Origin of the sequence: Brevibacterium sp. 50QC2O2 (assembly GCF_024580675.1) — a bacterium.
GTDB lineage: Bacteria > Actinomycetota > Actinomycetes > Actinomycetales > Brevibacteriaceae > Brevibacterium > Brevibacterium moorei.
This window is the reverse complement of record NZ_JANIJZ010000018.1, coordinates 1-23,811: the sequence shown is the minus strand read 5'-3', so window position 1 is coordinate 23,811 and position 23,811 is coordinate 1. Positions and strand designations below refer to the sequence as shown.

Sequence of the window (23,811 nt, the reverse complement as noted above, 5' to 3'; positions counted from 1 at the left end):
GCCCTAGGACTGCCGCCGGTAGAACGGCAGTTCGACCACCGTGAACGGCAGGCCCTTGCCGCGCACGTCCACGCTCAGCTGTGTGCCGGGGGCAGCAACCGCCGTGTCCACATAGGCCAGTGCGATGGGGTGGCCCAGGGTGGGGCTCGGCTGGCCCGAAGTGACCGTGCCGATCGCGGCCCCGGCAGCATCGAGCACGGTGGCTCCCGCACGGGCGGCGCGGCGCTGTTCGGAGCTCAGCCCCACCAGCACGCGCGTCGGTTCGCCCATCGCCTCGAGCGCTGCGCGAGCGAAGAACTCGCCCTTGTGCTTCAGCGCTCCGCGGACCATTCCGCCCAGCCCCGCGTCGAAGGGGCTGGTGGTGGAGTCCATCTCGTGGCCGAACAACGGCATCCCGGCCTCCAGGCGCAGGGAGTCGCGGCTGGCCAGGCCGCACGGGACCAACCCTTTGTCCTCGCCCACGTTCTCCAGGTAGTTCCACAGCAGCACCGCGTGCGCATTGTCGACGAACAGCTCGAAGCCGTCCTCACCGGTGTAGCCGGTGCGCGCCAGCAGCACGGACACGCCCAGGATCTCCACCCGGGTCCAGGCGTAGTAGCGCAGCTCCGTGATCGCCGTGCGGGCTGCGGCGATCGCAGCGTCCTCGGCGGCCGCAGTGTCCTCACCCTGCGTCGCCAGCAGGATCGCCTCGGCGGCGGGCCCCTGCACCGCAACGAGCGAGGTCTGGGCCGATTCGTCGACCACCGTCACCTCGAAGTCGCCGGTGCGTTCGCTCATGGCGGCGAAGACCACGGCGGTGTTCGCGGCATTGGGCACGACGAGGAATTCGTCATCGGCCAGCCGGTAGGTGATGAGGTCGTCGATCGTGTGACCGGCGGCGTCCAGGATCACGCCGTACTTGGCCCGGCCCACCTCCATCGGGGTGTAGCGGGCCAGCAGGGCGTAGTCCAGATAGGCAGCGGCATCCGGGCCGGACACCCGGACCTCGCCCATATGGCTCAGATCGAACAGTCCGGCCGTCTGGCGCACCGCGCGGTGCTCGGCCAGTTCCGAACCGTACTTCAGCGGCATGCCCCAGCCGCCGAAGTCGGTGAACGCAGCACCCAGCTGCTTGTGGACGTTGTACAGGGCGGTCTGGCTCATGCCTTCCCCTCCGTTGCGGTTTCCGTGGCCGAGGCGGTTTCCGGCAGGTCGACCGCGAAGGCCTCCGGCGGCGGGCAGGAGCACACCAGGTTGCGGTCGCCGTAGGCCCCGTCGATGCGGCGCACCGGCGGGAAGTACTTCGTCAGTTCCAGGCCGGGCACGGGGAACACCGCCTGCTTGCGCGAATATGCGCCCGTCCAGTCGTCCATCACGCAGGTCGCCGTGTGCGGGGCCGCGTGCAGGGGCGATTCCTCATAGGAATAGGCGTCCCCGATCGCGTCGATCTCCGCACGGATGGCGCGCATCGCGGTGATGAAGCGGTCCAGTTCGCCCTTGTCCTCCGATTCGGTCGGTTCGACCATGAGGGTGCCGGGCACGGGGAAGGCCAGGGTCGGGGCGTGGAAGCCGAAGTCGACCAGCCGCTTGGCCACGTCCTCGGCGCTCACGCCCGTCGCCGCGGTCAGCTCCCGCAGATCCAGGATGCACTCGTGGGCGACCAGGCCGGCATTGCCCGTGTAGAGCACGGGGAAGGAGGCGTCGAGCTCATGGGCCAGGTAGTTCGCGCCCAACAGCGCGGACTTCGTGGCCTCGGCCAGGCCGGCCGAACCCATCAGGCGCAAGTAGGCGTAGCTGATCGGCACGACCCCGGCGGAGCCGTAGAGGCTCGCGGACACGGGCAGGCCGGTGGCCGCGCGGTCGCCGGAGACCAGGCGGGCGTCGCGCGGATCGCCCGGCAGGAACGGTTCGAGGTGCTCGCGCACCGCCACCGGGCCCACGCCGGGGCCGCCGCCGCCGTGCGGGATGCAGAAGGTCTTGTGCAGGTTCAGGTGGCTGACGTCGCCGCCGAACTCGCCGGGCCGGGCCAGGCCCAGCAGGGCGTTGAGGTTGGCGCCGTCGATGTAGACCTGCCCGCCGGCTGCGTGGACCTTGGCGCAGACCTCGGTCACGGCGGATTCGTAGACGCCGTGGGTCGAGGGGTAGGTGATCATGATGCCGGCCAGCACGTCCGCGTGCGCGGTGATCTTCGCGTCCAGATCGGCCAGATCGATCGAACCGTCGTCGGCGGTCGCCACGACCACGACCTCCAGGCCGGCGAGTACTGCGGAGGCGGCGTTCGTGCCATGGGCCGAGGCCGGCACCAGCACCACGCGGCGCTGCTCCTGGCCGTTCGCCACGTGGTAGCCGCGGATCGCCAGCAGGCCGGCCAGTTCGCCCTGGGAGCCGGCGTTGGGCTGCAGGGACACACGGTCGTAGCCGGTGACCTGGGCCAGCATCCGTTCGGTCCGGGCCAGCAGTTCGCGCCAGCCGCGCGACTGCTCGAGCGGGGCGAAGGGATGGATCGAGGCGAATTCGGGCCAGGTGATGGCCTCCATCTCCGCGGCCGCGTTGAGCTTCATGGTGCACGATCCCAGCGGGATCATGGTGCGGTCCAGTGCCAGGTCGCGGTCGGCCAGGGTGCGCAGATAGCGCATCAGCAGGGTTTCCGAGCCGTGCGTGTTGAACACGGGGTGGCTCAGGAAATCGCTGTGGCGGATCAGCTCGGCCGGCAGCTGGGGCTCGGCGACGTTCGCACCGGCCGGACCGTAGGTGCCGTGGCCCGCGCGTTCGAAGGCCTCGGGATCGATCTGGCTGGGTGCACCCAGAGCGCCCAGCAGGGCGTTGGCATCTGCGACGGTGTGCGGTTCACCGAAGGACACGCCCACGTGGGTGGCGTCGATCAGACGGATATTGATGCCCACCGCGTCGGCGGCCGCCACCGAGGCGTGCGCATCGGGCACTGCCAGGGTGAGGGTGTCGAAGAACTCCTGGGTGGACACGGTGAGGTCCGCGGCTTCGGCCACACGGCGGGCGAAGGCGTGGGCCAGGCGGTGGATCCGGGAGGCGATCCGGGTCAGGCCGGCGGGACCGTGGTAGACGGCGTAGAAGCTGGCGACATTGGCCAGCAGGGCCTGGGCTGTGCAGATATTGCTGGTGGCCTTCTGCCGGCGGATGTGCTGCTCGCGGGTCTGCAGGGCCAGGCGGTAGGCGGGCTTGCCGTCGACGTCCTTGGACACGCCCACCAGGCGGCCGGGCAGCTGGCGCTTGAGTTTGTCGGTCACGGCCATGAAACCGGCGTGGGGGCCGCCGAAGAACAGCGGCACGCCGAAGCGCTGGGCCGAACCCACCGCGATATCAGCGCCCTGGGCCGCGGGGGTCTCCAACATGGTCAGGGCCAGCAGGTCGGCGGCGAAGGCGACCAGCGCTCCGCGCTCCTTGGCGCCGGCCACGGCGGCCTCGAAGGTGCGCACGGCACCCGAGGTCCCCGGCTGGGCGCACACGATGCCGAACACGTCCTCGCCCACGAGGCCCTGGCTCAGGTCCTCGACGCGGACCCGGAAGTCCATCGCGCGGGCGCGCGAGTTGACCACCGCGATGATCTGCGGGTGGAGTTCGCTGTCGAGCACGACCTCGGAGCCCTTGCGGGTGGCGCGGCGCATCAGCAGCACGGCCTCGGCCACGGCGGTCGCCTCGTCGAGCAGGGAGGCGTTGGCGATGTCCAGGCCGGTCAAGTCCTCGACCATCTGCTGGAAGTTCAGCAGGGCCTCCAGGCGGCCCTGGCTGATCTCCGGCTGATAGGGGGTGTAGGCGGTGTACCAGGCGGGGTTCTCCACCACATTGCGGCGGATCGCCGCCGGCGTGATCGTATCGGAGTAGCCCTGGCCGATCATCTGCACGCGGGTGACGTTCTGGTCGGCCAGTTCGCGCAGTTCGGCCAGCACTTCCTCTTCGCGCAGGGCACCGGGCAGGGAGTTGGCTTCGGCCTGGGCGATGGATTCGGGGATCGCCGCGGCGGCCAGGGCGTCCAGGGAGTCATAGCCCAGCGCGCCCAGCATCGCGGCTGCATCCGCTGCGCGCGGGCCGATGTGGCGGTCGGAGAAGGGCCGCGGGGCATCGCCCGAGGCCGCGGAGGTGTGTGCGAACGTGCCCGGGGCCCCGGAGTTCGGGGCTGTACTGGAGGACGGAGTGGTGGAGGCCGTCATGAACTTCCTTCGATCGGCTGGATCAGGTCAGTCCTCCCCGCTCTGTCACTCGGCTTGCGCTGCTCGGGCCAGGGGTCCGAGGCTGGCGCGCGTGCGCTCCAGAGTTGCCTGCGCGCACTGGTACTGGGCCTGAGAGTTTCCCGGGGAGGGAATTGCACCTACGGCGCCACTGGTCCGATCATCGGTCCGATTCGCCCAGCGGCTCTCCCAGAGCGCGTCATGACGGCTGCTGCCAAGTCTAGCGAAGATTTGCGACGGACAGGTTACGGATGTCGCTGGGCCGTGCGGGACGACTTAGGACTGGCCCAGGTGAGCTCTCAAGGTCTTTCCCACGTATTCCGTGCGGAATCTACCGCGCCGCTGCAATTGGGGCACGACATGGTCGACGAAGTCCTCGATACCCTGTGGCAGGGAGGGCGGCATCAGATTGAACCCATCGGCGGCACCGGTATCGAGCCACATCTCGATCTCGTCGGCGATCGACTCCGGTGTGCCCACCATCGTGCAATGGCCCCCACCCGCCGCCAACCGGCCCAGCAGCCGGCGCACCGTGGGCCGTTGAGTGGCGATGATGCGCAGAATCGTGGCGTAGCGGCCTTTGGGCCCCGTGAACTCCTCCAACGGGGGCAGCGGCGGCACGGGTGCATCCAGGTCCCATCCCGAGGTGTCCTGTCCGATGAACACGCTGAGCTGCCGCAGCGAGTTCTCCACGGGGAGGAGTCCGTCGAGTGCCGCCTGTTTGGCCAGGGCCTCTTCCATGGTCGACCCCACATAGGTCACCAAACCGGGCAGAATCGCCACTGCGTCCGGATTGCGCCCGGCGGCGGCGATGCGACGGCGCACATCGCCACGATAGGCACGTCCGGCCTCGGCGTCGTAGGCCACCGCATATATTGCCTCCGCGCGGCGCGCGGCCAGGTCGCGGCCCTGTTCCGAGGCCCCGGCCTGGAAGAGCACAGGCCGACCCTGGGGAGGGCTCGGCACGTTGAGCGGGCCCCGCACCGCGAAATTCCGACCGCTGTGGTTGAGCTCGGTGAGCATGGCGGCATCGACATACCGGCCGGGGTGGACTCCAGAAGCCCCAATCCCCTCTCCCCGTTCGACGACGATGGAGTCGGCCGGCCAGGAATCGAACAGCCGCAACACGACGTCGACGAACTCTTCGGCCCTGGCGTAACGGGTGGCATGATCCGGCAGGTGCGGCATGCCGTGGTTCTGCGCTTCTGCATCGAACATCGAGGTCACCACGTTCCAGCCGATGCGCCCTCCTGAAATATGGTCCAGACCGGCCAACATCCGCGCCGCATGGTACGGCGTGTAGAACGTGGCCGACACAGTACTGACCAGTCCGATACGATCCGTCGCCTGGCTCATGGCGGCCAGCAGAGTGAGGGGTTCGAGGGCCCAACCGGGCCCGTCCTGCACTGCGTCCCCGCTGAGGGACTGTCCGTCGGCGAAGAACACGGCGTCCAGTTTGCCGCGTTCGGCGATCCTGGCCAGTTCCTTGTAGTACTCCACATCGGTGAGGTGTTCGCTTGGCGCATCCGGTGCACGCCAAGCGGCCGCGTGGTGGCCGACACCGTGGATGAACAGGTTGAGATGGGCCTGCTTGACCGTCACGTCCCTCACCCCTTGACCAGGCCGCCGTCCACGATGAGATTCTGTCCGGTCACGCCCCGCGCCCAGGGGCTGGCGAAGAACAACACCGCGTCGGCCAGCTGTTCGGGCGTTGTGACCGCGCGCAGCGGGGTACTCGCGGCGATCCCGGCGAAGACCTCTTCCGGGGTGGCCGCCGATGCATCGGTGGTCTGCAGGAGTCCACCGGAGACCATATTGACGGTAATCCCCCGGGGCCCCAGATCGTCGGCGAACGTCCTGGTCAGGGACAGCAGTGCCGCCTTGGCGGCGGTGTAGTCGTGATACGGCACAACAGGGTTCTGGAACAGATTGGTCCCGATGTTGACGACCCGCCCGAAACCGGCCCGCGTCATGCCGGGCAGCGCCGACTGGATGACATTCAGTGGGCCCTGAACGGAACCGGCGAACTGCGCGGCGAGTTCCGGGTACGTGATCCGGTCCGCCTTCGCTCGGGCATCACCGTTGAATGAGAAGTCGATCAGGGCGTTATTGACCACCGTGGTGACGGGGGCACCCCAGGTGGCGGATGCCTCGGCGAAAAGGGAATCGACTTGGGCACGGTCCCGGACGTCCGCCTGGATCGCGAGTGCCCGGTCGGGGAACTCCTGGGCCAGGGCCCCGGCGGCATCGTGCGAAGCACGATAGTCGATGACGACGCGGGCGCCCTGGCCCAGGAATGCCCTGGACACGGCCGCGCCCAGGCCGCGGGCCCCACCGGTGACCAGGACGATCTGCTCGGCGAGCGGAAGAACGGTTGATGTCATGATGCATGCCTCTCGATAGGAGGCGAAGGCGATCGGTGCGCGTCCGGTCGTGCCCGCGGGTGGATACCCTGCTGCCGGCCGACCATACACTGTCACCGGCCCACGGTGGGCGGTGAACACCGGACAATCCCTTCGCCAGTGCTAACTGGATCAGGTTCAACGGGTATTTCTCAGCCACTCGTCGCACCCGATCTTCATCCGGCGCATACGGGCGGTACCCCGTGTCACACATCCATCACATCACGACCCCGCGCACCTGGCAAGGGGCCGCGGCGAAACACAGAATGTGCGCTGGGCGACATGAGCCGCTAAGGTTGTCCCCGGTGTGCCGGGAAGTCTGGTCGGCGGGAACACCTCGGCGCGTACCCACGGTATACGGCGCGGGTGGTCTCTCATGTGAATAATCGGGGTCAGAGCACGTGCTGCGCATGTGCCCGGCGACCCCGTCGATCCGAAGAGGACCCCAATGTCCAGTACACCGACAACACTCAAGCCCGCGAAACCGTCGCTGGGCACCACCATCATGAATGCCCTGCGCGGGGAACACCTGGGCGGCATCATGCTCATCGTCGCGGCGGTGCTGGCCGTGATCTGCGCGAACTCCCCACTGGCGGGCTGGTTCTTCGCCGTGCGCGACACCTACCTCGACCTACCCCTGGGCTTCACCACCCTGCACCTGAGCGTGGCCCACTGGTGCGCGGACGCACTGCTGGCCGTGTTCTTCTTCTGCGTGGGCCTCGACCTGAAGTTCGAGTTCACCGGTGGAGCCCTGCGCGACTGGCGCCAGGCGCTGACGCCGATGGTCGCGGCCTGCGGCGGGGTCATCGTGCCGGCACTCATCTTCGCGGCCATCGTGGCCTCCAGCGGGACCGAGGGCCTACAGGGCTGGGCCACTCCGACGGCCACCGATATCGCCTTCGCCCTGGCGATCCTGGCGGTGATGGGTCGCTGGCTGCCCAGCCCACTGCGGGTCTTCCTGATGACCCTGGCCGTGGTCGACGACCTCATCGCGATCGTCATCATCGCGATCTTCTACGCCCAGGGGCTCCAGCCCCTGTGGCTGTTGGGCGCGCTGGTCCCGATCCTCGCCTACTTCTTCCTGGTCCGCGGCGCCCCCCGATTCTTCGCCAAGCACGCCTGGGCGATGTGGCTGATTCTGTTGCCGATCGGCGCAATCGCCTGGCTGTGCATGTACCAAAGCGGCGTGCACGCGACGATTGCCGGCGTGGTGCTGGGGCTGGTGACGCCGGCGGCCATGTCCGCCAACGGCGCCAAGCCGGCGTCCCAGGTGGCACTCGAGGAGGAGGATGAGGACGCGCCGGCGGCGACCTCGGGCGTGGAGGCCGAGCAGCGCCCCCTGGCCATGATTCTGTCCGACCGGGTCTCGCCGCTGTCCTCGGCCATCGCCGTTCCGATCTTCGCATTCTTCTCCGCCGGCGTGGCGATCGGCGGCTGGTCCGGTTTCGTCGCAGCCCTGCAGGCGCCCGTGTTCTGGGGGATCATGGTGGGCCTGGTGCTGGGCAAGCCGATCGGCATCATGGCCTCGACCTGGCTGATCACCCGTACCCCGCTGGGCCGCCTGGACCGGCAGGTGACCTGGACCGATCTGTTCGGCGTGTCGATCGTCGCGGGCGTGGGCTTCACGGTTGCACTGCTGGTATCCGATCTGAGCTTCGGCGTGTCCGGAGAGCATGCGAACGACGCGAAGATCGCGATCCTGCTGGCCAGTGTGCTGGCCACCGTGCTCTCCGCGCTATGGCTGGCCCCGCGCAACCGGATGTACAAGAACAACTACCGCGACAATCTGCGGTAGGGGTCCGCGCCCTCCATCCATGGACCGTTTGTTTCAGATTCCACTGTTCGAACAGTGGAATCTGAAACAAACGGTCCACATTCAATCGCGCAGGCCCTCGACGCAGGCCGCCAGCGCTTCCTGCAGCGTTTCGCGCTGAACGGCGGTGAGCCGGGAGACCAGGCGGGCCTCGACCCGGTGGGTGCGCTCGACGGCGGCCCCCAGCAGCTCGCGCCCGGCCGCGGTGAGTGAAATCGGCAGTGCCCTGCCACTGGATGCGCGCACCGCGCGTTCGATCAGGCCCCGCTCCTGTAGGCCGCGCAGCAGGGTGTTCATGGTCTGCCGGGTGACGAAGGCGCCGCGGGCCAGCTCCGCGTTCGAGGCGCCCGGAGTGCGACTGAGTACCTCCAGGCAGACGTACTGCGGGGTCGTCAGGCCCAGTGGCCGCAAGGTCTCGTCCATCCGGGAGCGCAGTATCGACTGCACTTCTTTGAGCCGGTAGCCCACCAGTGTCCCCAAATCCTCGGGGCCGGAATCGGCGGTTCCGGATTCGCCCGCCGCGCGCGCGTTTACCTCTTGAATCATGTAAGTATTCTGACATATAGTGGACTACGTCAGCATCCTGACATCGCGCTCCGGCTTCGGACCGAACCCCGGACGGACCAGGACAATCGGTCCAGGATCGTCGATCCAGGACAGTCGAACAGTAAGGAACACCCCATGTCAGTCACCGGACCCGATTTCATCGCCCTCCAGGTACGCGACCTGCAGCGCTCGGCGAAGTTCTACGAGACCCACCTCGGCCTGCACCGGGCGCCGAGCGCACCTCCCGGCGCAATCGTCTTCACCACCACCCCGATCGCCTTCGCCGTGCGCGAACCGCTACCCGGCGTCAATCTCGACCAGGTCCAGCAGCCCGGTCTGGGAGTCGCGCTGTGGCTGTGCTGCGACGATGTGCAGGGGCTCTACGACTCGCTGACCGCCGCGGGCACCCCGATCCTCTCGGAGCCCAAGCCCAGCCCCTTCGGCCGGACCTTCACCTTCGCGGACCCGGACGGCTACGCCGTCACGGTGCACGACCAGGCCTGATCGCCATGCGCACACCGGCTTCGGAAACACAGTCCGGACAAGCGCGACCCGAACAAGCACGGCCCACCCAGTCACAATCCGCGAACGCGCTCAAGCTCGACCTGCCGCGCACCCTCAACCTTGCACCTCGACCACGACCCCCGCACCGGGATCGGCGGCCAGGATCCCGGTATGGCGGGCCCACCCGGGATCGGGCCGTTCCCCGCCGGGCCCGCCTACCCTGCCCCTTCGGGCCTCGCGGGCCCGGCCGACTGCTTCCGCGATTCATTCTTCGCCTCGCCGAGGCCCGCCAGCCAGCGGTGGAACCAGATGCCGGCGAAACCGAAGGCCAGACTGAGGACCCCGATACCCACCCACAGCAGCCAGCCGTGCCGGTTCAACCCCGCATTGGGGTCGGACACCGTCGACTGGGCCGTATCCGCCGGATCGAAGTAGACGGTGCGCTGAGTCCCCTCGGCCTGCTGCTCACCACAGCGCCCGGACTCTTCGGCCTCACCGGTGGCCCTGGCCTCGGGCCTGGCCGGGTCCGGAGTGAAGACGTACCGAATCGTGCAGGTGTAGGTCGTGCTGCACGTCTTCTGCTCCGAGCCGCATTCCCGGTGCGTCGATTCGCTCGCTCCGGCCAGCACACTCGCCGTCACCGTGGACGTCATCGTCGACGCCTCGTACCGGTTGATCTGCCGGTCCCACACGCCCAGCACGATCATGAAGGCCGCGAGCGCGAAGGCGCAGGCCGGGGTGATCCACCACCCCGACTCCATCCGGCGTTTTCCCATGCCCTACTTCCACTTCCAGCTGTTGAGCACGGAGACCAGCATGTCGTTGCGATCGCCCTGCTTGACCTTCGGGTCGTTGCCGAAGCTCAGAACGTAGACATTCGTGCCGTGCAGCAGGTAGAACTGGTCGGCGAGGAAGGACCGGCCGTTGCTCTGGCTCTCCATCGAGAAGTGCAGGGCCTGTTCACCGTCGACGGTGAACTTGTCGTATTCCTTCGGGTTCTTGGCGCCGGTGTCCTTGATCTGGGATACCGCGTCCTTCTCCACATCGTCGATCGTCGTATCCGCACTCGTCGTGGTGGTCATCGCGATATTCATATTGGGGATGCCGTCCTTGGTGCCCTTGAGCGCACACACCTTCATTCCGTCGGGAATCGAGGCGCCGGGGACGGTCTTGGCATCCGTCCAGTCGGCGGGCAGGCGGAACGTGTACTCCTTGTCCGTCACCTCCTGACCGTCGGCAACCGGGCCGCCGCCCTGCTGCCCCGCGGCGGCGGAGTCCTCGCCCGCCGCACCGTCCGCGGCACCCCCATCGACACCCGGAGCCGAGGCCTCGGCCGGCTGGGCGGCCGCGTGCGAGGGCTGGGAATCCTGTTCGGGCTCCCCCGCACCCGGCCAGGGCGATGGTGGCGGCAACGGCGACAACGCCTGATGTAATCCTTAACCTATTCATGTTTCTAAACGTATCACGCAGGTCACATTGCGCCTCTGCGACCCATAGACCCAGGTCACCCGGGGTGATCCGCCCGGTGTCCCGGACGAATCACCCCGCCGAGAAGTCCAGAGCACGCCGGCCCTGCCCGTCGATCGCGAACTCGTACTTCAGGTGCAATGACTTCATCTGCTCGGCCGGTACGGCATAGGCGGTGATGAAGGACAGGTCCTTGCCCGCGGGAACAGAGGAGTGGAATCCCTTGTCGGTCCCGTCGATGGTCGGAGACACACTCCTGTCGAAGACCTCCGGACATTCGGCTCCCCCACCGTAGGTGCACGTGATGAGCGGGTACGGTGGAGCGAAGTCCGCATCCGAGGAATTGCGCAGGTGCACGCGCAGGAAGACCGGGTTCTGCCCCTGGATCCTGTCGGGAGCGGCGTGCTCGGACGCCTTGCCGGACGCCTCGGGCTCCAATTCCATGGTCACCCCCGGCACCAGTTCCTGTCCGGAGTCCTTCTGACCCCCTGCGTCCCCATCGGAGCCGGGCTGTGCCGGCTCGGCCGGGGAATCACCCTGCATCCCCGAGTCACCGTGCATCCCCCCGGTGTCATCCTGCGAAGTCGCCCCGATGCCGACGATCAACGCGATCACGATGGCCACGCTCACGATGAACCCGACGATCGTCGTGAAGATCCCCAGGACCAGACCCGTGACGGTCTGCCCCTTGTTGTCGGCACGGTTCAGGTTGAGGTTGCGCAGGCCGAGGATCCCCAGGATGATCGCCACCACGCCGGCCGGCCAGACGATGAAGCCGACGATGCCCAGGATCATGGCCCAGAGGCCCACACCGTTCTTGGACCCGGCACCCGCAGCGTTCCCCGGCGGGTTCACAGGCGCATTCCCCGGTGCGGGAGGGTAGCCCGGAACCGGCGGATTCCCTCCACCGGGACCGCCGGTATACCAACCCTGTTGCCGGGGATCGTTCGGATGGGACATCTCATCACCCTCTGCGCGCCTACGAAATCGGATCGTTACGCCGGGCCACGGTACCAGCCGATCTTCGTCATTCGCCTAGCACCCACCGCGCCCACGTTGTTAGGGTGGGCTTATCCGCAATCTCCAAACCCCGACGACCGCCCGGGAACTGGGCGGGGAAGCGAGACCACCATGGCATTCGTCAACATCACCGCACTGACCTTCCCTCCCGGCGCCGCGGCCGAGATCGAGAAGCGCTTCGCCGCGCGCAAGAAGGCGGTGGACCAGGCACCGGGATTCGCGGGCTTCGAATTACTGCGCCCGGTCAGCGGCCAGGACAAGTATTTCGTCGTCACCCGCTGGGACACCCGGGAAGCCTACGAGGCCTGGAGTGCCGCCCGCGATCAGCACGCCCACGATGCCGATCAGCGACGCGGCATGAGCGTCGACGTCTGGGGCTTCGAAGTGGTCTGAGTCGATTCTCTCAGCAGGACACAATAACCGGGCGGGCTCCAAGCACCCGATCAGCCGCATACCCCAACGGCAGGTAAACCGTCCCGGCGATGAGCGCATAGAGCACGCCGAGAACGGCGAGCTGGATCGGAAGGGGCCAACCGGCTGTATTCGTGAACTGCGGCAGCGCCGGCGGGCGTGCATAGGATACGGATGCCGGGGTTGGATGTCACTGAACAGCTTGACCAGCCAGGCCATCACCAATGATGGCCAGTCGTTTCCGCCCGCTCAGAACCCCTGGCCACCCAGCCAGGCCAGCAGCTCCCGCTCCCGCTGAGCCGCGGCCTCGGCGCTCCAGGGTCCCTGCCGCAGGGTGTCGACCACCCGGCCGTCGACCAGGTAGACCAGCCGTTCGGCCCGGGCCGCGCAGACCGGATCGTGGGTCACCATGACGATGGTCGTGCCCGCCCGGTTCGCCTCGGTCAGCGCATCGAGCGCGTCCTGGGTGGCGCTGCTGTTCAGCGCTCCGGTGGGCTCATCGGCGAACAATACGGCCGGGTCGGTGGCCAGGGCCCGGCACAGCGAGGCCCGCTGCAGCTGCCCGCCCGAAGCCTGGGTGACCTCGTGGTCGGCGACCTCGGCGATGCCGAAGCGCTCCAGCAGCCGGTCGACCGTCTGCTGCGCCGCGGCGGCCTGCTCGGCGCTGTTGCCGGCCTTGAGCGCAGGGAGCAGCACATTGTCCCGGATATTGAGATTGCGGAGGAAGTGCGACTGCTGGAACACGAAGCCCATCCGGGTCAGCCTGACCCGGCTCATCTCGGCCTCGCCCAGCTCGGTCAGCTCGCGCCCGTCCAGGCACACGCTGCCGCCAGTCGGATGGTCCATCCCGCTCATGGCGTAGAGCAGGGTCGACTTGCCCGAGCCCGAGGCCCCCATGATCGCCAGGTACTCGCCGGCTGCCACGTCCAGGTCGATCCCGCGCAGCACCTCGACCGGCGGATCCGTGGTGAAGAAGGTCTTGGACAGATCGCGCACCTGCAGACGCGGTTGGCTCCCGCCTGTCATATCGCTTCCTTTCGTCATCGCAGCCACCCGCTGCGGTCGGCCCCGCGCAGACTGTGCGCCACGAGTGCGGCCCCGCCCATTCCTGCGCCGGTGAGCAGGACGGGGAACAGCGCGTAGACGATCCACGGCTGCGGGATGAAGGTCAGCTGGGTCAGTCCCAGTCCGGCCAGGGAGATGAGCGCTCCCACCAGGCGCTCGCCCAGGGTCGCCGCCACCAGCGTGCCCAGGACGGTGCCGGCCGCCACCGTGATGAGCATTTTGAGGTGGAGCTGGCCGATGATCTCACCTGTTGAGAAGCCGAGCACGGACAGCACCCCCATCTTCTGCCGGTCCCGCCCGATGCACAGGCGCAGGAACAGGGTGGAGATGAGCGCCGCGGACCCGATCCCGAAGACCAGGGTGATGATGACGGCGGTGCGCAGCGTATCCGTGACATAGGACAGCGTCTGCCGCACGTATTCGCGCATCGGGATAACGGTGGCCGCCGGATTCGCCGCATCTAGGTCCGCGGAGACCTCGGCCGGATCAGCACCGGGGGCGACATCGGCGAAGAGGGTCCATCTTTCGGCTTCGGCAGGGGGTTCGCCCTGCAGTTTCGCGGTGAAGCCGCCACTGGTCACGTCCTGGTAGACGCCGCTGACCTGGGCCCGTGTGGTTCCACCGGCCTGTCGCAGCTCGATCGAGTCCCCCGGTCCCACGCCGTATTTCTCGGCGTTGAAGGCCGACAGCGCGATCTGCCCGTCCCGCGGCCCGGAGCCGGACAGGTACACCAGCCCGGCGTCCGAATAGTCGCCGATGCCCACACGCAGCGCCTCCCACCCCTCCTCCCCGGGGGCCTCCGCGAGCACCGTGGCGAAGGCCTTGACATCGGTCACCCGTGAGTCCCGATCCAGCTGCCCCCGCAGCTTGGCCATCGCCTCGGCCCCGGTGCCGGCGGCGGGGTCGACGAACTGGATGTCGGCGCGCAGATCGCTCTGGGGCGCGCCCATATAGGTGACGAAGCGGGGGCTTTCGAAGGTGCTCAGCAGGTTCATCGGCAGGGTGATGAGCAGGGCCGCAAGGAAGAATACTGCGGGCACCAGCGCCCACCGGCGGCGTTCGGCGCGCAGATCGAGCAGGGCCAGCCGCAGGTTCAGCCGGCCCCCGCGGCTGGGGGCCAGATGGGACTTCCGGCTTGCCGCGGATTTCCGGGCGGGGATGGACGGGACCGAGGTCCGAGCTCGCTTGGTCGACTTCGCCCGCCTGGCGGGCCGCGCATGCCTGGCCGGGGTGGTGCGCCCCTGCACGAGCGCCTCGACCACGCCCACCCGGCGCACCGCGCGCATCGCGCGGGCCGAGATCCCCAGGACCAGGGCCAACAGCACCGCGAGCGCCAGGATCGGGGCGAGCACCGTGAGCCAGGTGACCGGCGCCTCGGCGAAATTCGCCCGGATGCCCGAGGTCAGGGCGCCCAGCGAGGCGGCGGCCAGTCCGCCGCCGATGAGGCAGGCGAGCAGCGCCATCGCGCCGTAGCGCGCCAGGTAGAGCAGCGTGACGGTGCGCTGCGGGATGCCGATCGCCTTGAGCGCGCCGATCTCGTGGATCTCGTCCTCGATCGTCCCGCGCATCACGAAGCGCACATTGAGCAGCGCGATGATGATGAGCAGGAGGCCTGCGAAGACGAAAGCCACGGCGACCAGTCCGTCGCTGAGCATATTGACCAGCCGGATCATCACCTCGGTGACGGCCTGGCCGTTCTTCGGCAGGGCGGAGTCGGATTCGTAGGCCCGCTGCAGCCCGTCGATCTGCGCGGTGTCGTGCAGTCGGTAGGCGATGATGACCTCGGGGGCGGAGGTGCTGGCGCGCAGGCGGGCGAAGTCGGACGGCGCGACGACGAAGCGCGTCGCCGAGGACAGGGAGGACGCCATCTGGGCGTCGCGCACGAAGCCCGCCACCCGCAGGCGGACGCCCGTGTCCGCGGCGCCCACGGTGAGCACGTCCCCGGTCCGCAGACCGAAGAGCCGTTCGTAGCCGACGGGTGCGTACACCTCGCCGGCGGCCGGCTGCACAGGGGCGTCGGCGCGGTCGAGCAGCAGGTCGAAGCCCGCGGACTGCTCGACGAACAGATTGTCGATGAGGCTCTCGGAGAGGTCACCGCGCGACTCGGTGCCCGGGCGCGTCCAGGTGATCTGCTGTCCGTCGAAGCCGGCCATCTGCTCGATCTGCCAGTCGGCGATCTCCGGGTGGGCTGCGGCGAAGTCGTCCAGGGCGCGGCGGTCGTATTCGCCCTGGTGCATCTGCAGGAAGTGCGGGGGACGGGCCGCCGCGCTCAGTCGGCCCACCGAACCGCCGAGGCGCTCCATCACCAGCGCTCCGCTGGCCATGAGGAAGGCGCTGAGCACGAGCACGATCAGCAGCACGATGGTCACGCCCCGGTTGCGGCGCAGGTCGTTGCGCAGATAACGCAACAGGAGCGATTTCATGGGGTTCCCCCTTCGGCCCAGCCGGCAACCATGGCGCGCAACGCAGTGTCGAACTGCCGATGCGGATCGTAGGTCCAGCCAGCTGCGAAGACCGAGGCAAGATGCGGGTAACGGGCGAGCAGCACCTGGAGGTCAGCCTGTTCTTCCGTGTCCCCGCCCGCCGGTTCCCCGGCCTCGGCCAGGACATGGCCTACCGTGTAGTTGACCAGGGCGTTGAGCAGATCGGCAGTCTGCGCGCGCACCGGCAGGCCGGCTGCGATGAGCCGGGTGAGCAGCTGCTCCATCAGGTCGAAGGTTGCGGTTCCCGAGGCGGGCCGCGTGCCGATCACGGGCAGCGCCCTTGGGTGGGCGAGCAGGCTGGTGCGCAGCGCGTGCATGGTCGCGACGAGCTGATCCCGCCAGTCGGTGCCGGACTCGGGTTCGGGGATTCGGACGCCTGCCCAGATCGTGCCCATCACCCCATCGAGCACCGCGGCCTTATTGGCGAAGAAGCGGTAGACCATCATCGCGTCCACGCCCAGTTCCGCGCCCAGCCGGCGCATGCTCAACCACTCCAGGCCGTCGCGGTCGATCAGGCGCAGCGCGGCCTCGGCCACCCGCTCGCGGCTCAGCGGGATGCCTCGCGCGCCCTTGCGTTGACTCATGGCCGACCCTCCAACATGTACGTGAGTCTACAGTGTAGACCTGTAGGCGCGACGCGGGGTTCAAACACTTCGGTCCGGTGTCGCCATGCCGCTTATGCCGTGGTTATGCCACGCTCAGGCCTCGGAGTGCTGCGACCCCTCAGGGTACTGCGACTCGCGCCGTGCCCTGCGCCGGTCGATCAGCTTGAACACGCAGTACAGGATCGACCAGAGTCCGATGCCCCAGATCGCAAAGGTCACCACCGCACCCCACCAGCCGGCGGCCGTGCCCAGGTCGTACCAGCCGGTGGACAGCAGCGCCGGCAGGACCGTGACCAGCATGATCCCCAGGTGGAGAAGGGACTGGCGCAACAGGCTCCACCGTTCGATCTGATAAATGAATGCCGATCCCCCGACGGCCCCGGCAATGACGCCCACGCACAGCACGGAGCGGCCATCGGCGACCTCGCCCTGGGACAGCAGGTACAGCCCGATCGCGGTCATGATCCCCAGGGGGATGACGGTCGCAGCCAAGATCCGCCAGATCATTTCACAGCCTTCATTCTTGCAGGATACAGAGTGAACCACAGGAGCCTCGTGCACGACCGTGCCGTACCGTTGGAACATGGCAGAGACCCCCGGCACAGACTCCCGTGCGGATTCCCCGGACCCGCACTCGCCACCCATGCCCGCAGCGGTAGACCGCTGGGAGGGGGCGGGCGGCACCTGGCGGATCGAGGGCCTCGGCCCCGGAACGGCGCGCGTGGCACTGTGCCGGTGCGACGGCGGCGAGGTCGCCGAATGGCTCACGCTGCGCGAGCCCGCCGAGCTCATCTGGGCCAGGGCCGCGGCACAGGAGGCGGCGCGCACGGCCGGGGCGCAGGACGCGCAGGATGCTTATAGGAACATATCCGGCCGTTCCACGTGAAACGACGAAGTCGTCGGATCCACGCACCCCTTCCCCTGACCCACCCGCCGGATCTAGGCTGGAAGGCCAATCCAACGGGAGGACGTTATGAACCATCCACACCGGGCACTCATCGGTGCAGGATTGGCCGCCTGCCTCGTACTGGCCGGCTGCACGGGGCAACACGGCCCCGCAGACCATCGGGCGCCTCCCTCCGGAACCCGGGCAACGGCGGCCGGATCGGCCACCGCCGAACCGGGGGCGACCTCGGCCACGGGCACCAAACCGGCCACGGGCCGGCCGATCGCGGAGCGCCCCGAGACCATCGCCTCGGGCCTGCAAGCGCCCTGGTCGGTGGCCTTCGCGCAGAACACGCCACTGGTCAGCGAGCGCGATTCGGGCCGCATCCTCGAACTGGGCGCAGACGGCGGGACGCGGACCGTCGGCACGATCGACGGGGTCGAGGCCTCCGGCGAGGCCGGACTGCTGGGCATCACAGTGCAGGGCTCGCGGCTCTACGCCTATTACACCGCGGCCGATGGCAACCGGATCGTCGGTTACACGCTCACGGGTGAAGCCGGCGGCTTCGGGCTCGGCCAGCCCAGCACCCTGATCGACGGGATCCCGGCGGCGGGCAATCACAATGGCGGCCGGCTGGCCTTCGGGCCCGACGGAATGCTCTACGCGACCACCGGGGACGCCGGCGATCGGCCCAATGCTCAGAACAGGGAATCGCTCGCGGGCAAGATCCTGCGGATGACGCCGGACGGTGGCGTGCCCAAGGACAATCCCTTCGCCGACTCGCTCGTCTACACCCTCGGCCATCGCAACCCGCAGGGCATCGCCTGGGACGCCAAGGGTGCGATGTACGCCTCGGAGTTCGGCCAGGACGACTGGGATGAGCTCAATGCGATCGAGCCCGGCGCCAACTACGGCTGGCCCACCGTCGAGGGCGCGGCCAAGCGGAAGGGGTTCACCGATCCGATCGCGCAGTGGAAACCGTCCGAGGCCAGTCCCAGCGGGATGGCGATCTCCGGCGGCACCGCCTATATCGCGAACCTGCGCGGCGAGCGCCTGCGCACGGTCGAGTTGGCAGACCCGAAGCAGCAACACGAATACTTCGTGGGCGAGCACGGGCGCCTGCGCGATGTGGTGAGCGCTCCCGCTGGCGGGCTGTGGGCGGTGACGAACAATACGGACGGCCGCGGCAGCCCGGGTCGAGGCGACGACCGGATCCTGGAGGTTCAACCCGGAGGACAGTAGCCGCAGCGCGACCGTGCGCCCACCCGGTCAGGCGAGCGCCGGAGCCGACTTGGGTTTGGCCGCCGGGGCCGAGGCCTGCGCCTGATCGAGCATCCCGTCGGGCCGGGACCCGTACCGGTTGAGGATGTAGTAGATGATGGCGCCAATGGGCAGTCCGACGAACATGGCGATATCGATCCCGCCTAACCGTTCGGCCACGGAGCCCGTGTACCAGTCGCCGATGCTGAAGAACGGCACCATGATCACGATGGTGGCCACATATGTCACCAGGCCCCGCCAGTTCCATTTACCGTAGACGCCGTCCGGCTTGAACATCTCCTTGATCTCATAACGACCATGCCGGATGACGTAGAAGTCCAGCAGGTTGATCGAGGTCCACGGGATGAAGCAGTACAGCATGATGACGATGAGGTTCTGGAAGGTCGCCAGGAAGTTCTCGGAGGCGTACGAGGCCCCCGCGAAGGTGGCGACGGCGATGATGGCACTGGACAGGACCCGCTTGGTCGTCGTGGCCTTCAACGGTCGGATCGAATCGGACACCGTCAGCAGTGTCAGACCGGCACAGTAGGTGTTGACCGTGGTCACTGCCAACAACCCGGGGATCGCGACGATGAGCACGATGGGGCCGAATCCTGCGAAGAGGTGCTGCGCGGCGGAGTGCACCGCGGTAACGGGGCTGGCGTCCAGGCCCACCGCACTCATCAGGAGTGCGCCCAACCACATCATCCAAACCGCGCCGAAGAGCGAACCGGCGTAGGTCCACCAGAACGTCGCTCGCAGGCCCACCCGCTTGGGCAGGTAGCGCGAGTAGTCCGCGACATAGGGAGCCCAGCCCATCTGGCTGGCCGCTGCGATGCTGAACTGGGAGAGGAAGGCCAGCCAGACGAACCCGTTGTTCGGATTCATCGCACCGGCCGACAGGTGAATGGTGAAGAGCGCTCCGATGGTCAGGGTGCCGAACACGATGAGGAAGAGCACCGTGAGCACGCGCTGGACCACATGGATGAGGTTGTAGCCGACCACAGCCACGATCAGGACGAGGACCAGGAGCAGGATGTAGAGCAGGCTGGGCGGCAGGGCCCCTCCGCCGAAATCACCGATCACGACATTGGTCGCCTCGGCGGCGAGCTGGGTGTTGAGGATGTTGTAGCCGATGTACATGATCAACACGCCGGGAACGACCACGAGTGCTCCGCGGTACCCGAACTGGGCGCGTGACTGCACCATCTGGGGCATTCCCAGCTGCGGTCCCTGTGCCGAGTGGGATGCCATGAAGAACGTGCCGACCGAAACCCCGGTCAGGGCCGCGACCATGGACCAGAAGAGGTTGGCGCCGGCCAGCAGACCGAAAACCCCCGTGGCCAGAATGGTCAGGTTCGCGTTGACCGCGAACCACAGTGGACCCAGGTGCCAGGCTTTGCCGTGCCGCTCGGACTCTGGAATGTAGTCGATGGAATGGTGTTCGATCGTGGATGGGGAGCCGGTGTCACCGGGCATGTGTCAAGACCTTCTGGAATTGATGACGAGTACGTGGCCACAGAAGTGCCGCCACGGATGTGAAAAGTGAAAGTGCACGATGGCGCTGGGAGGCGTGTGGAAGCACGTGGACCCGCGCGATGCGACTGTCAGTCGGAGGACAGTGGGTGGACAACCTGACGCAGTCGACCTGAGATACTTATAATCAGCACACTTACTATCGTGGAAAACTTACCTCGAGTATACCGCGTTCGGCGTCGCTCCGCGGCGGTCGCTGGTGTGATCTACCCTCAGCCCGGGCTCGACAATCCTTCTCTGGACTGTTTATCTCAGATTTGGCTGTTCGAACAGCCAAATCTGAAACAGCTGGTCCAAGGATCGCGCGGGCGCGAGAATCCGACCGACGACAGGATATTGGAGATCACCCGATGAACCACTCCCCCGCCCACCCGCCAGCAGGTCCGCAGACCGCCGTCGCACCCCGGCCGGAGTGCGACGCGGCCCAGCCCGTGTTCGACGCTCATCTGCACATCATCGATCCGGCCCACCCGCTCATCGTCAACAACGGCTACCTGCCCGAACCCTTCACGGTCGCCGACTACCGGACGCGCATCGCGGACCTGCCGATCGCCGGCGGCGCGGTGGTATCGGGTTCGTTCCAGGGCTTCGACCAGGACTACCTGGTGGCAGCGCTGGCCGCTCTGGGCCCCGGGTTCGTGGGCGTCACCCAGCTGCCCGCCGACACTACTGACCGGAGGATCCGCGAACTGCACGCGGCCGGGGTGCGCGCGGTGCGCTTCAACGTGGCCCGAGGTGGCGCGGCCGTGCTGGCCGACCTCGAGCCCTTCGCTCGCCGGGTATACGACCTGGTGGGGTGGCATGCGGAGATCTACATCGACGCCGCGGGGCTGGACGCCGGGTTGTGCGATCGTATTGCGAGCCTGCCGGCGGTCGGCATCGACCATCTGGGGATGAGCGCGGCAGGACTGGGGAACCTGTTGCGCCTGGTCAAACGCGGGGTGAGGGTCAAGGCCACCGGGTTCGGCCGGATCGACATCGATCCGGCCAAGGCGATCCGCGCGATCATGGACATCGACCCCAGTGCGCTGATGATCGGCACCGATCTTCCGTCGACCCGGGCCCGGCGCCCCTTCCAGGAAGCCGACTTCGACATCGTCCGCGCGGCCCTGCAGCCCGATGAGGTCCCCAAGGTGTTCTGGAACAACGCCGCGCAGTTCTACCCGGGAGCCGACGGGCGGTAGGGCTACCACGGTCAGCCTTCCACTGTGTGCCCGTAGCCCATGAAGGCGGCCGCATAAAAGGCGATGATGGCCAGGACGATGGTTCCGATGACGACCACTATGCCGAGGATGACCAGGCTCAGGCGACCATTCCCCGATTCGCCTGAAGCTCCCATGGCGATGAAGAGGATGAGCAGCAGGCCCGTGACCACGATCCATGCGGCTGGAACCGCTGCGAAGTGCTCATCGGGCGATATGCCGACGAGCACGAATCCGCCGATGGGGGCGGCCACCATATCGGCGAGCGCCGCCCACACCAGCCACTCCTTGCTCTTCGGTTTGGTCGGGCCGGTCGTGGGCTGCGCTATTCCCTCCTGCGCGGGACTTTCCGGTGCCACACCGACCTGTGCAGCCTTCGGCACGGCTTCCGATTCGGGCTTCGACTCATCGTCGCTCATGTGATGTCTCCCTCATACGGCTCTCATTTGCACACACGTTTCTCCCGCCTGCGAGGATTGTCAAACGTCCCTACAATGGGCGTTCCAAGGTACCGAGGGAGGCTGGTGTGTCCGTGGAGTTCTTCGAGTCGTCGAACTTTCGACCCGGTGAGGAGCTGCGGTCGTGGAAGCCGGACGACACAGAACCTTCCATCGTCCGGGAACACAACTTCCATACCGCGTGCGAGGTCGCTTCAGCCGGTGACGCGCTCCGCAGGCTGCGCTCGGGCGCCGAATTGGACGCCGAGGACGTCCGGCACCTGGCCGAACTCAATTCCTGGGCCGTGCAAATCTGGTACGTCCCACCCGTCTTCTTCTATCAGGGTCGGATCATGCTCGCCCCGGACGTCGAGGACTTGGTCGACGCGCTGGGCCGGCAATAACGCGAAGTAAGCAGCGCACCGAAAATCTCTGGGTCATCTGTTTCAGATTGGGCCGTTCGTCTGGCCCAATCTGAAACCGATGGCCCACAGATTTCGGGGGCACGGGAAGCGGCACATCATGCGTCGAATTCGACCACTGCGGCCGAGGCTCCCCGCAGGACCGCGATGCACTCCGCCTCCGTGCGGAGCGCTTGGCGGGCCTCCGGAGAAAGAGGCGCGAACTCCGAGACCTTCAGCTGCAACCGTCTACCGGCCTTGCGCGGACGCCATATGCCCACGATCCGCCCATCGACCAGAACAGCACCCGGATCCCCCACCGGTTTCCACATCTGCCGATGGAACCCCTTGTCGAGGATCGTGCTCCGATCCCGCGCCTGGGTGTAGGGATCGTGCGGCGGCAGCAGGCGCACCCCACCGGTCCCCGGTTCCGGAAGGGACGCCGCGGCGAGTGCCTCCACATCGGCCTCGAGCATCCAAGTCCGGCGTCCGAAGTCCACCTGGGTCAGTTCATCGGACAGGCCGTCCCACCACGGACCCACGTCGCCCGTGCGCACCCCCAGCCAGGATGCGAAATCCGCCCGCGTCGATGGCCCGTAACAGTGCAGGTAGCGCCGGGCGAGTTCGGTGCGCGCAGCCGCGAAGTCATCGGCGCCGACAGCATCGCGCTGGGCCCGGCACCCGTCGGCGCCCAGCCAGTCCTCGACCAGGATGAACGGCTGCGTCTTGTCTTGGCGGGGAGCGAAACACACGATTCCACGACACGTGAGGATCCGAACGCAGAAATGCACGAGGGCCTCGCCGACGGGCTGTCCGGCGGCGTGCGGGCCCTCCTGCCACCAGACCCTCTGCTGGTCGGCGGTGAGGTGTTCGGCCAGGCGCTCGGCCAGTTCCCGGCCCAGATCCCCGATCGCCAGCCGACGCCCGCGCAGCACGGCGGGGACCTCGGCGGCGGCCAGGTCGGCGAGAGCGTCCAGGCTCATGCCCAGCCGGTCCACGCTGGGAACCGCGCCCGGAAGGAAATGCCGCAGGGCGGCCTCGTCTGCCGGCAGCACGCCGGCGGTGAACACCGCGAGGTCGGCTGTGGGGAAGAAGTACGGAGCGCCGCGCATGCACCAGCTGCCCAGCAGTGACTTCTCCGTGCCGAGGGCTGCGTCGAAGCGCTCCCGGGTGACGCCGCGGACCCGGGCGTGCAGGGACAGCAGGGCCGACCCGGGCGGGCTGTCCTGGACGCCGCACGCCCCCGCAGCACAACCCAAGGCCGTCATGGGGCCCGCCGGCTCGCCCAGGCGCTCGTCCAGATGGTGCGCGCGCAGGCGATGGGCGATTACCTGTTCGACGGATACGCGGACTGCCATGACACCACGGTAGCGCGATGGCAGCAGGCGGCCGATAACGGTGCAGCAGTACTGCGATCATCACGTCGGAGATCTTTGGGCCATGTGTTTCAGATTGGGCCGGACGAGGCGGGTTCACGTGGTCGTTGCAACACCCCTCACCACATGGGGGTACGGCCACGATGCCGACCAGAGCAGAACGACAGGTAATGAAGGAGGCCTTCTACGAGGTCTTCGACGCGATCGGGTCCCTGC

General features: G+C 67.7%; 22 protein-coding genes and 2 riboswitches. Of the genes, 7 read left to right on the top strand and 15 right to left on the bottom strand.

Annotated elements, in window-relative coordinates; all coding sequences use genetic code 11:
- Positions 1-3 precede the first annotated feature (3 nt).
- From gcvT to NQ038_RS12975, 4 genes are all read right to left on the bottom strand, one after another.
- Positions 4-1,143 carry a glycine cleavage system aminomethyltransferase GcvT gene (gcvT, locus tag NQ038_RS12990; RefSeq protein ID WP_257062750.1) on the bottom strand — a complete coding sequence of 380 codons (1,140 nt, stop codon included), beginning with the start codon at positions 1,141-1,143 and terminating at the stop codon, positions 4-6.
- Positions 1,140-4,163 carry an aminomethyl-transferring glycine dehydrogenase gene (gene gcvP, locus NQ038_RS12985; RefSeq protein ID WP_257062749.1) on the bottom strand — a complete coding sequence of 1,008 codons (3,024 nt, stop codon included), beginning with the start codon at positions 4,161-4,163 and terminating at the stop codon, positions 1,140-1,142. The genes gcvT and gcvP overlap by 4 nt, the downstream gene beginning before the upstream one ends.
- 108 nt (positions 4,164-4,271) lie before the next feature.
- A riboswitch (glycine riboswitch) is annotated at positions 4,272-4,383 on the bottom strand.
- A 74-nt stretch (positions 4,384-4,457) separates the two neighbouring features.
- The gene (locus NQ038_RS12980; RefSeq protein WP_257048357.1) at positions 4,458-5,783 is read right to left on the bottom strand and encodes an LLM class flavin-dependent oxidoreductase; all 1,326 of its coding nucleotides are present in this window, start codon (positions 5,781-5,783) and stop codon (positions 4,458-4,460) included.
- Positions 5,784-5,788: 5 nt separating this feature from the next.
- On the bottom strand, positions 5,789-6,565 hold the full coding sequence (locus NQ038_RS12975; RefSeq protein WP_257048356.1) for a 3-oxoacyl-ACP reductase: 777 nt from the start codon (positions 6,563-6,565) through the stop codon (positions 5,789-5,791).
- 109 nt (positions 6,566-6,674) lie between these two features.
- Positions 6,675-6,797: riboswitch (TPP riboswitch) on the bottom strand.
- A 234-nt stretch (positions 6,798-7,031) separates the two neighbouring features.
- On the opposite strand from NQ038_RS12975, the gene nhaA reads away from it, so the two are divergent.
- Positions 7,032-8,378: a Na+/H+ antiporter NhaA gene (gene nhaA / locus NQ038_RS12970; protein ID WP_257062748.1), complete on the top strand. Its 1,347-nt coding sequence runs from the start codon at positions 7,032-7,034 to the stop codon at positions 8,376-8,378.
- 81 nt (positions 8,379-8,459) lie between these two features.
- Here the strand turns inward: nhaA and NQ038_RS12965 are convergent, their stop codons facing one another.
- Positions 8,460-8,942: a MarR family winged helix-turn-helix transcriptional regulator gene (locus NQ038_RS12965; protein WP_257062747.1), complete on the bottom strand. Its 483-nt coding sequence runs from the start codon at positions 8,940-8,942 to the stop codon at positions 8,460-8,462.
- A gap of 135 nt (positions 8,943-9,077) precedes the next feature.
- On the opposite strand from NQ038_RS12965, the gene NQ038_RS12960 reads away from it, so the two are divergent.
- Entirely contained in the window at positions 9,078-9,446 is a 369-nt protein-coding gene (locus tag NQ038_RS12960; RefSeq protein ID WP_257048352.1) for a VOC family protein, read from the top strand.
- Positions 9,447-9,661: 215 nt separating this feature from the next.
- Here NQ038_RS12960 and NQ038_RS12955 read toward each other — a convergent pair whose 3' ends face one another.
- The 3 genes from NQ038_RS12955 to NQ038_RS12945 all read right to left on the bottom strand — a co-directional run bounded on the left by NQ038_RS12955 (position 9,662) and on the right by NQ038_RS12945 (position 11,768).
- On the bottom strand, positions 9,662-10,222 hold the full coding sequence (locus NQ038_RS12955) for a DUF3592 domain-containing protein (RefSeq protein ID WP_257048351.1): 561 nt from the start codon (positions 10,220-10,222) through the stop codon (positions 9,662-9,664).
- Positions 10,223-10,225: 3 nt separating this feature from the next.
- Positions 10,226-10,867: a hypothetical protein gene (locus tag NQ038_RS12950; RefSeq protein ID WP_257048350.1), complete on the bottom strand. Its 642-nt coding sequence runs from the start codon at positions 10,865-10,867 to the stop codon at positions 10,226-10,228.
- Positions 10,868-10,985: 118 nt separating this feature from the next.
- Positions 10,986-11,768, bottom strand: coding sequence for a DUF4190 domain-containing protein (locus tag NQ038_RS12945; protein ID WP_257048348.1), 783 nt, complete (start codon positions 11,766-11,768; stop codon positions 10,986-10,988).
- Positions 11,769-12,044: 276 nt separating this feature from the next.
- Between NQ038_RS12945 and NQ038_RS12940 the strand changes: the two genes are divergently transcribed.
- A complete protein-coding gene (locus tag NQ038_RS12940; RefSeq protein ID WP_257048347.1) occupies positions 12,045-12,326 on the top strand; it encodes an antibiotic biosynthesis monooxygenase in 282 nt (93 codons plus the stop codon).
- 267 nt (positions 12,327-12,593) lie between these two features.
- Here NQ038_RS12940 and NQ038_RS12935 read toward each other — a convergent pair whose 3' ends face one another.
- The 4 genes from NQ038_RS12935 to NQ038_RS12920 all read right to left on the bottom strand — a co-directional run bounded on the left by NQ038_RS12935 (position 12,594) and on the right by NQ038_RS12920 (position 17,004).
- Positions 12,594-13,370, bottom strand: a complete 777-nt coding sequence (locus NQ038_RS12935) for an ABC transporter ATP-binding protein (protein ID WP_257048346.1) — start codon at positions 13,368-13,370, stop codon at positions 12,594-12,596.
- A 14-nt stretch (positions 13,371-13,384) separates the two neighbouring features.
- Positions 13,385-15,832 (bottom strand): ABC transporter permease, encoded by a 2,448-nt coding sequence (locus tag NQ038_RS12930; protein ID WP_257048345.1) that lies wholly within the window; start codon positions 15,830-15,832, stop codon positions 13,385-13,387.
- Positions 15,829-16,476 carry a TetR/AcrR family transcriptional regulator gene (locus NQ038_RS12925; RefSeq protein WP_257048344.1) on the bottom strand — a complete coding sequence of 216 codons (648 nt, stop codon included), beginning with the start codon at positions 16,474-16,476 and terminating at the stop codon, positions 15,829-15,831. Before NQ038_RS12925 ends, NQ038_RS12930 begins: the two co-directional genes overlap by 4 nt.
- 114 nt (positions 16,477-16,590) lie before the next feature.
- Complete coding sequence (locus NQ038_RS12920) at positions 16,591-17,004, bottom strand: DUF3021 domain-containing protein (protein WP_257048343.1); 414 nt, start codon at positions 17,002-17,004, stop codon at positions 16,591-16,593.
- Positions 17,005-17,080: 76 nt separating this feature from the next.
- Between NQ038_RS12920 and NQ038_RS12915 the strand changes: the two genes are divergently transcribed.
- Positions 17,081-17,383, top strand: a complete 303-nt coding sequence (locus NQ038_RS12915) for a hypothetical protein (protein WP_257048342.1) — start codon at positions 17,081-17,083, stop codon at positions 17,381-17,383.
- A gap of 87 nt (positions 17,384-17,470) precedes the next feature.
- Positions 17,471-18,625 carry a sorbosone dehydrogenase family protein gene (locus NQ038_RS12910; RefSeq protein ID WP_257048341.1) on the top strand — a complete coding sequence of 385 codons (1,155 nt, stop codon included), beginning with the start codon at positions 17,471-17,473 and terminating at the stop codon, positions 18,623-18,625.
- Positions 18,626-18,652: 27 nt separating this feature from the next.
- Here NQ038_RS12910 and NQ038_RS12905 read toward each other — a convergent pair whose 3' ends face one another.
- Positions 18,653-20,122, bottom strand: coding sequence for a cytosine permease (locus NQ038_RS12905; RefSeq protein WP_257048339.1), 1,470 nt, complete (start codon positions 20,120-20,122; stop codon positions 18,653-18,655).
- Between the two features lie 407 nt (positions 20,123-20,529).
- On the opposite strand from NQ038_RS12905, the gene NQ038_RS12900 reads away from it, so the two are divergent.
- Positions 20,530-21,363, top strand: a complete 834-nt coding sequence (locus NQ038_RS12900) for an amidohydrolase (RefSeq protein WP_257048338.1) — start codon at positions 20,530-20,532, stop codon at positions 21,361-21,363.
- Between the two features lie 11 nt (positions 21,364-21,374).
- Here the strand turns inward: NQ038_RS12900 and NQ038_RS12895 are convergent, their stop codons facing one another.
- Positions 21,375-21,800, bottom strand: coding sequence for a hypothetical protein (locus tag NQ038_RS12895; RefSeq protein WP_257048337.1), 426 nt, complete (start codon positions 21,798-21,800; stop codon positions 21,375-21,377).
- Between the two features lie 107 nt (positions 21,801-21,907).
- Between NQ038_RS12895 and NQ038_RS12890 the strand changes: the two genes are divergently transcribed.
- The gene (locus NQ038_RS12890) at positions 21,908-22,222 is read left to right on the top strand and encodes a hypothetical protein (protein ID WP_257057066.1); all 315 of its coding nucleotides are present in this window, start codon (positions 21,908-21,910) and stop codon (positions 22,220-22,222) included.
- Between the two features lie 116 nt (positions 22,223-22,338).
- Here the strand turns inward: NQ038_RS12890 and NQ038_RS12885 are convergent, their stop codons facing one another.
- Positions 22,339-23,577: a winged helix DNA-binding domain-containing protein gene (locus NQ038_RS12885; protein ID WP_257062745.1), complete on the bottom strand. Its 1,239-nt coding sequence runs from the start codon at positions 23,575-23,577 to the stop codon at positions 22,339-22,341.
- Positions 23,578-23,811 lie beyond the last annotated feature (234 nt).

Bases quoted from the DNA above. Each gene is read 5' to 3' on its own strand.
- nhaA (WP_257062748.1), top strand. From the start codon at position 7,032: ATGTCCAGTACACCGACAACACTCAAGCCCGCGAAACCGTCGCTGGGC.
- NQ038_RS12935 (WP_257048346.1), bottom strand. From the start codon at position 13,370: ATGACAGGCGGGAGCCAACCGCGTCTGCAGGTGCGCGATCTGTCCAAG.
- NQ038_RS12925 (WP_257048344.1), bottom strand. From the start codon at position 16,476: ATGAGTCAACGCAAGGGCGCGCGAGGCATCCCGCTGAGCCGCGAGCGG.
- NQ038_RS12920 (WP_257048343.1), bottom strand. From the start codon at position 17,004: ATGATCTGGCGGATCTTGGCTGCGACCGTCATCCCCCTGGGGATCATG.
- NQ038_RS12905 (WP_257048339.1), bottom strand. From the start codon at position 20,122: ATGCCCGGTGACACCGGCTCCCCATCCACGATCGAACACCATTCCATC.
- NQ038_RS12910 (WP_257048341.1), top strand. From the start codon at position 17,471: ATGAACCATCCACACCGGGCACTCATCGGTGCAGGATTGGCCGCCTGC.
- gcvT (WP_257062750.1), bottom strand. From the start codon at position 1,143: ATGAGCCAGACCGCCCTGTACAACGTCCACAAGCAGCTGGGTGCTGCG.
- gcvP (WP_257062749.1), bottom strand. From the start codon at position 4,163: ATGACGGCCTCCACCACTCCGTCCTCCAGTACAGCCCCGAACTCCGGG.
- NQ038_RS12885 (WP_257062745.1), bottom strand. From the start codon at position 23,577: ATGGCAGTCCGCGTATCCGTCGAACAGGTAATCGCCCATCGCCTGCGC.
- NQ038_RS12965 (WP_257062747.1), bottom strand. From the start codon at position 8,942: ATGATTCAAGAGGTAAACGCGCGCGCGGCGGGCGAATCCGGAACCGCC.
- NQ038_RS12915 (WP_257048342.1), top strand. From the start codon at position 17,081: ATGGCAGAGACCCCCGGCACAGACTCCCGTGCGGATTCCCCGGACCCG.
- NQ038_RS12900 (WP_257048338.1), top strand. From the start codon at position 20,530: ATGAACCACTCCCCCGCCCACCCGCCAGCAGGTCCGCAGACCGCCGTC.
- NQ038_RS12960 (WP_257048352.1), top strand. From the start codon at position 9,078: ATGTCAGTCACCGGACCCGATTTCATCGCCCTCCAGGTACGCGACCTG.
- NQ038_RS12955 (WP_257048351.1), bottom strand. From the start codon at position 10,222: ATGGGAAAACGCCGGATGGAGTCGGGGTGGTGGATCACCCCGGCCTGC.
- NQ038_RS12930 (WP_257048345.1), bottom strand. From the start codon at position 15,832: ATGAAATCGCTCCTGTTGCGTTATCTGCGCAACGACCTGCGCCGCAAC.
- NQ038_RS12895 (WP_257048337.1), bottom strand. From the start codon at position 21,800: ATGAGCGACGATGAGTCGAAGCCCGAATCGGAAGCCGTGCCGAAGGCT.
- NQ038_RS12940 (WP_257048347.1), top strand. From the start codon at position 12,045: ATGGCATTCGTCAACATCACCGCACTGACCTTCCCTCCCGGCGCCGCG.
- NQ038_RS12975 (WP_257048356.1), bottom strand. From the start codon at position 6,565: ATGACATCAACCGTTCTTCCGCTCGCCGAGCAGATCGTCCTGGTCACC.